Annotated in this window: 5 protein-coding genes and 2 pseudogenes; 4 read left to right on the forward strand and 3 right to left on the reverse strand. The window is 58.5% G+C overall.

Annotated features, from left to right (window positions below; genetic code table 11):
- Positions 1-68: 68 nt before the first annotated feature.
- Positions 69-2,986: pseudogene (locus BSG20_RS34565) on the reverse strand (Tn3 family transposase).
- 95 nt (positions 2,987-3,081) lie between these two features.
- Between BSG20_RS34565 and BSG20_RS34570 the strand changes: the two are divergent.
- The 3 genes from BSG20_RS34570 to BSG20_RS38240 all read left to right on the forward strand — a co-directional run bounded on the left by BSG20_RS34570 (position 3,082) and on the right by BSG20_RS38240 (position 4,523).
- Positions 3,082-3,693, forward strand: a complete 612-nt coding sequence (locus tag BSG20_RS34570) for a recombinase family protein (RefSeq protein WP_093041923.1) — start codon at positions 3,082-3,084, stop codon at positions 3,691-3,693.
- Complete coding sequence (locus BSG20_RS38235) at positions 3,690-4,112, forward strand: GrpB family protein (protein WP_342030087.1); 423 nt, start codon at positions 3,690-3,692, stop codon at positions 4,110-4,112. Before BSG20_RS34570 ends, BSG20_RS38235 begins: the two co-directional genes overlap by 4 nt.
- Before the next feature lie 87 nt (positions 4,113-4,199).
- Entirely contained in the window at positions 4,200-4,523 is a 324-nt protein-coding gene (locus tag BSG20_RS38240; RefSeq protein ID WP_244551847.1) for a GNAT family N-acetyltransferase, read from the forward strand.
- Between the two features lie 87 nt (positions 4,524-4,610).
- Here BSG20_RS38240 and BSG20_RS34580 read toward each other — a convergent pair whose 3' ends face one another.
- Entirely contained in the window at positions 4,611-5,000 is a 390-nt protein-coding gene (locus tag BSG20_RS34580) for a cupin domain-containing protein (protein WP_093041926.1), read from the reverse strand.
- Between the two features lie 161 nt (positions 5,001-5,161).
- Here BSG20_RS34580 and BSG20_RS34585 point away from each other — a divergent pair.
- Positions 5,162-5,449, forward strand: a pseudogene (locus BSG20_RS34585) (HIT family protein); the annotation flags it as partial.
- Between the two features lie 15 nt (positions 5,450-5,464).
- On the opposite strand, the gene BSG20_RS34590 reads toward BSG20_RS34585, so the two are convergent.
- A partial coding sequence (locus BSG20_RS34590) for a transposase (RefSeq protein WP_177309931.1) occupies positions 5,465-5,769 on the reverse strand: 305 nt, incomplete at its 5' end.

The raw sequence follows: 5,769 nt of genomic DNA on the forward strand, positions 1-5,769 counted from the left end.
TGTCATCCGCAAACCTCCGTTTGCGACATAGATTCAGAATTCAACTGATTTGGAAACCGCAAAACGAGTCAGAGACCGCTCACGTTGGTATAAGCCGTTGCTTCCTTGGGCCAGAGATATTCGCCGGTCAGTAATATGTGTGCCCAACCCAGCGGAGAGATATGCGCCAGAAGTTCGGGCGGCACATCAAGTCCTTCATTCCGGCGCTCTGCGACCGCTTGGCCGAGATGGAGGGTGTTCCAGTAGATGATGATTGCGGTGAGCAGGTTGAGTCCGGCGATGCGGTAATGCTGGCCCTCGGTGGTGCGGTCACGGATTTCACCCTGGCGACCGATGCGTAGCGCATTCTTGAGAGCATGGTGGGCCTCGCCCTTGTTGAGGCCGATCTGGGCACGCCGCTGCATGTCCGTGTCGAGGATCCATTCTATAATAAAGAGTGTCCGTTCCACGCGGCCAACCTCGCGCAGCGCAACCGCCAGATCGTTCTGGCGTGGATAGGAGGCAAGCTTGCGGAGCAACTGGCTCGGCTTGATCTTGCCGGAAGCCATGGTAGCGGCGCAGCGGAACAGGTCGGGCCAGTTCGCGATGATCAATTCATCGCGGATCTTGCCGCCGACCAGTTTGCGCAAATCCTTGGGTGTCCCTGCGGGATTGAACACGTAAAGGCGCTTCGAAGGCAAATCGCGGATGCGCAGGACAAGGCGGTATCCGAGCATGCTGCTGGTCCCGAACAAGTGATCGGTAAAGCCGGCCGTATCGGCATATTGCTCTCCAACCTGACGACCGGCCTCATTCATCAGCAGCCCGTCAAGGATGTATGGGGCCTCGCTGACTGTCGCGGGAATAGTCTGTGACGCGAACGGCGCGAACTGGTCGTTGACGTGAGTGTAAGCCTTGAGGCCGGGTTCGTTTCCATACTTGGCGTTGACCATGTTCATCGCCTCGCCCTGCCGGGCCGAAGGGAAGAACTGACCATCGCTCGATGCGGTCGTTCCCATGCCCCAGAACCGGGACATCGGCAGCTTTGCCTGGGCAGCCACCACGATTGCCAGCGCCTGGTCCATTGCGTCGCTTTCGACGTGCCATCGGGCAAGGCGCGATAGCTGCCAGTAATCATGCGTGTTCGTGGCCTCCGCCATCTTCCGCAGTCCCAGATTCAGCCCTTCTGCGAGCAGCACATTGAGCAGGCCAACCTTGTCACCGCATGGAACCCCGGTTCTCAGATGAGTGAAGGCTTCGGTGAACCCGAGCGCAGCATCGACCTCCAACAAGATGTCGGTGATCCGAACTGGCGGCATCCGGCGATAAAGATCGAGTATCAGTTCCTCGGCACTGTCCGGAACGTCAGCCGTCAGCCGGTCGATCCGCAACGTTCCATCCTCGATGCTGCCACGAGGGATGGTTCCGTCGCGCGCTGCTCGTGCAAGTCTCTTCAGGCCATCGGCGAGCCGAGCCTTTCGATCAGTCAGCCATACTTGCGGATCGAAGGGCACTGCCAGTCTTGTATTAGCTTGTGCCGCAATCATCGGCACCAACACCTGTTTGAGATCGCCATAGCGGCGCGAATGGTCGAGCCAGATGTCACCGGATCGGAAGGCGTCCCGCAGGTGAAACAGGACCGCCACTTCCCGAAGGCGATTGTCGCCCTGGTCTTGTGCTCTCAAATGGCGGTGCCATTTCGAATTCGGCCGCAAGAAGCTGTCGGTCGCCGATGGTGACGCTTGCATTTCGCCGATGGCTTTTGCCGCCGCAATCAAGGGCTGGGCTACCGATGCTGCCTTGAGCTTCAGGCACCGCAACATGCGCGGCGCGTAGCGGCGGAAGCGATGATATCCTTGTCCGACATGAGCCAATGGATCGTCCGCCAGCGTATTGCTGAGCTGGGCACCGGTCGCGACCAGTTGTTCGAGCCGACCCCATTCCGCCGATTTGGCGACCGCCATTTCCACCGGCAGACCATCATTGCGGGCTTCGAGCAGGGAAGCTCCGAGTGTGGTGAAGGCACGTAGCGTATCGGTGACGGTTGCCTTGGAATCGGCAATCCGTTCTTCATGCAGCAGTTTCGCCTCGCGCCAGGTCTTTCCGACGATTCGGTCATGGGTCTCGACCACCGTATCGGCGATCGCCGCCTCCCATTCCACTGCGCAGACGGCAAGGATCGCCCAGCGCCGATCAGAGCTGATGTCCCGCAAGCCATCGGTAAAATAGCGCTCGCCCTGCCGACGCAGGCGTGCGACACGGTGCGGCGGGATACCGGCGAGAAGCTGCGGATCAAGAGTCAGGCCACGCAGCAACTCCAGCCTGTCGAGCAGCCGGTTCGCCGCTGCGGAATTGTTGCCGACCTCGAACTGGCGAAGCCAGATGAACCGGCTGGCATTGGCATCGAGCACTTCAGTCAGCAGCCCATCAAGCCGTTCGCGTGCGTTATTGTCGAGCTTTTCCGCGATCCGCGTCTCGATCCGGCGTTCGGCGGCGACCAGCGCGTCCGCGCATAGTCGCTCGATTGTCGATACTGCTGGCAAGATCGTCAGAGTCGCACGACAACGCGCGACCAGACGCTGAGCAAGATCTTCGTTCGATCTGGCATCTTCAGCCTGGTCGAAAAGCCAGTCCCGCAGATCACGGGCACCACGGCCTGCGAACGTCTTGTAGCCGTAGATCTGGCGCAACGCCTCCATATGCTGCTGGCGGGTCTGACGCCGGGCTGCATAGGTGAGAAGCGCGTCGGCCGGGATGCCGAGCTGAACCCCGATGAAGGATAGAACTTCATGCGGGATCAACTCGCCGGGAGTCAGAGCGCGCCCTGGATAGCGTAGCGCACAAGCTGCAGGGCGAAGCCCAGCCTGTTTTCCGGCCTGCGACGATCGTGGATGTGTGCGAGATCGTCGTCGCCCAGTGTGTAATGTCGAAGCAGTGACAATTCATCGATGGGCAAATCAAACAGCGCTGAGCGCTGTCGCTCGGTGAGAATATGTCGCCTCGGCATGCCGTAGTTGTCCCTATTGAAGTATAGTCTGTTTTGGACAACAATCGGCCCATACAAATCAAGGCCTTCCGGCACCAAAATCCACGAGGGTTCAATTGGGACAGCGCGCCGCCATCTATTGCCGCGTTTCGACTGCTGACCAGTCATGCCAGCGGCAGGAGCGGGACTTGACTGCTTTCGCTGACCGAGCCGGTTACGAGGTGGCCGCGATATTCAAGGAGACAGGCTCCGGCGCGAAGCTCGATCGTGCCGAACGCAAAAAGGCGATGGCACTCGCGCAAGCCAGACAGATCGACGCCATCCTGGTCACCGAACTTTCCCGATGGGGCCGCTCGACCATCGACCTTCTTAGCACGCTGCGGGAGTTGGAGGGGTGGAAGGTCTCGGTCATCGCTATGAATGGCATGACCTTCGATTTATCCTCACCGCACGGCCGAATGCTCGCAACCTTCCTGTCCGGTATTGCGGAATTCGAACGCGATCTGATCAGCGAGCGGGTCAAGTCTGGTCTCGCCGCAGCAAAGGCACGCGGCAAGAAGCTCGGCCGCCAGACTGGCGAACGCCCAAAATCAGATCGGCTCGCGCCGAGAGTCCTGTCGCTCGTGGCCGAAGGTCGTAGCTACCGTTGGATCGCTCGCGATCTTGGCATCAGCAAAAACACGGTCGCCGACGTTGTGCAACGATCGCGACAGAAGGGTGCAGCATGACCGGAGATCTGATGCGTACCGGAAAATACAGAGCGATTGTAGTTCTGGATTACGATCCGGCTTGGCCAACGGAATTTGAAGAGGTCAAGGTTAAGCTCGGTGGCCTGCTCGATGGAATCGTTGCAGACATCGTGCATATCGGCAGCACCTCTGTTCCAGGCATGTGCGCGAAACCAAAAATCGATGTCGATGTTGTCTTGAAATCGGAGGAACTGATTCCGCAAGGGATCGAGAGGCTAAAGCTGGCCGGCTACACCTATCATGGCAACAAATATAACGACGGCATGTGGGCGTTCACGACAGGCAGAGGTTCGTTTGGCGAGCGCGTTTACCTGTGCGCTCCGGGGACGCCGACACATCAGAAACGGCTGTTTTTTCGAGACTACCTGCAGGGACATCCCGAAGATGCCGCAGCATAGGGCGCGCTGAAACGACGCCTGGCTTCTGAAACTGACAACGATTGGGACCACTACACCGGAAACAAAGGACCTTTCGTTGCCTCAATTGTGAAAAAGGCTGCCGCGCTTCACATTCGAGCGGTCACCGAACACAAAGCTCGCATCGTTCAAGAAATCTTGAATGACTTGCCGAAATGGTTCGGTATTCCAGCGTCTATCGCCGCATATGCGCAAGAGGCGGAGGTTCTGCCGATGTTCGCCTGCTCAGCGCCGGATGGAACAACAATCGGCTTTCTGTCCTTGAAACCAACCTCCGAGTTTGCCGTCGAGATCCATCTGATGGGCGTCAAAGAAAGTTGGCACCGGGGTATAGGCCGGGCCTTGATCACGGCGGCGAAAGTGCATGCAGCGAGCCAAGACGCCCGTTTGTAGCTCCAGCGACCCGTGCCTTTTCATGATCCAGCCACTGACACCTCGGTCTTAAGGTATTGTTTCGCCCCCTCCAGCAAACGATCCCTACTATGCGGGCGGCAATTCGAGGCCGTTTGGCAGTGAGATCCAGATGACGGTTTGCGCCTCAGGGGAATGGCGCGAAAAGTGGCCTTTGCCATGCGTGTCCTCCACCAACACGAAACTATCTGCCGGAACGTGGCGCACCTCTCCGTCGCTCGTCTCGTATTCCACCGAACCATCCAGCCGGACCGTCAACACGGGCTCCGGGACCTTATGCCAAGCAACCTCGCGCATGCCCGCCGGGATGTGGGTGAAGCGGACGCGGGACGCCGGATAACTGGCCGTAACGTCGAACGGCACGGCATCGGGGTGCACCGACCTCTTCGTCGTCGGCAATTCGACTTCGTCGAAATGCGACTCGCCGTCTGAGGTGGCATAGATGCGCAGGCACTTCATTGCGGCTGTCTCCTACTGCGTCGCCATGATGGAACGAAGCGTGCCTACCATGAAGAAGCGGGGAGCACTACGGATCTCATGCGACTGCGGACAAACTCCCACTGCCGGAGAGCGCCACCAGCGGTCATTGCGACCGCAATTGTGCCTGATAAAGTGAGGTGATGAGCAAAGACCATGACATTCCTCCGCAATATCATATCGCCCAGACTTTTGGCTGGTCAGTGAACCATCGCATCAATTCGGCGCTTCCTGGCTACCTCATGATTGCTTCGACACAAGCCACGAATGATCTGAGCGATTTGTCTGCCGAAGTGTTAGGTTTGATGGGAACGGTGTTTGCAAAGGTCCAGCGTGCGCTGAATGCGCTCGGTGCCCGACGGGTCTACATCGGCCGCTACGGGCACTCCCCAGGCTATCCGATCCATTTTCACGCGATCCCTATCTATGATACCAACGAGCGCTAATCAAAACCGGTGCGCCCAATCACGCATTCCCATCGACATGATCTTCCACGGCTGCGCGACCAGCTTGTTCCATGCGTCGCAGCAATGGGAAACGATGTCGTCGTAGTCTTTGAATATCCGGTTGGACAACCAGTTCTCCCTCATAAACTGCCACAGGCTCTCGACAGGGTTCAATTCGGGCGATCGCGGCGGCAGGTACAGCAGCGTGATGTTGTCGGGTACTTTGAGTTTCGGCGTGACGTGCCATCCAGCCTGATCAACGATCAGCACGGCATGAGCACCTTCATCGACGGCCTGGCTGATTT

It is taken from the genome of Rhizobium tibeticum (assembly GCF_900110205.1).
In the GTDB taxonomy this organism is placed as follows: domain Bacteria; phylum Pseudomonadota; class Alphaproteobacteria; order Rhizobiales; family Rhizobiaceae; genus Rhizobium; species Rhizobium tibeticum.

Bases quoted from the DNA above. Each gene is read 5' to 3' on its own strand.
- BSG20_RS38235 (WP_342030087.1), top strand. From the start codon at position 3,690: ATGACCGGAGATCTGATGCGTACCGGAAAATACAGAGCGATTGTAGTT.
- BSG20_RS34580 (WP_093041926.1), bottom strand. From the start codon at position 5,000: ATGAAGTGCCTGCGCATCTATGCCACCTCAGACGGCGAGTCGCATTTC.